The sequence below is a fragment of the Pleomorphochaeta sp. DL1XJH-081 genome, assembly GCF_049310885.1.
Lineage (GTDB): Bacteria > Spirochaetota > Spirochaetia > Sphaerochaetales > Sphaerochaetaceae > CAYZJV01.
In genome coordinates this window covers 1-239 of record NZ_JBMDYO010000207.1, presented here as the reverse complement: position 1 = coordinate 239, position 239 = coordinate 1, and the positions used below count along the sequence as shown (strand labels likewise).

General features: G+C 32.6%; 1 protein-coding gene. It reads right to left on the bottom strand.

What is annotated here, in order from left to right; genetic code table 11:
• Positions 1–239: EAL domain-containing protein (locus ACODJP_RS14485; protein WP_422482693.1), on the bottom strand; the 239-nt coding region annotated here is incomplete at both ends.

The window sequence follows — 239 nt, the reverse complement described above, 5'->3', positions numbered from 1 at the left end:
AGATTAGAATATCCTGTCCCAAAGTCATCGATGGCAAACCTGACACCATGATTTTTATATTTATCAATGTGAATTTTCATACCTTCAAAATCCCCTCCTTGACGCTCCGTAATTTCAAGAAGGATTGTTTTATATGGGATGTTATATTCAGAAATTAATCCTAGTAGTTTATCCCTGAATTTTTCTGAATCAAGATCGCTTGGATTAATGTTTACGCTCAAAAATATTTCATTCTGAAT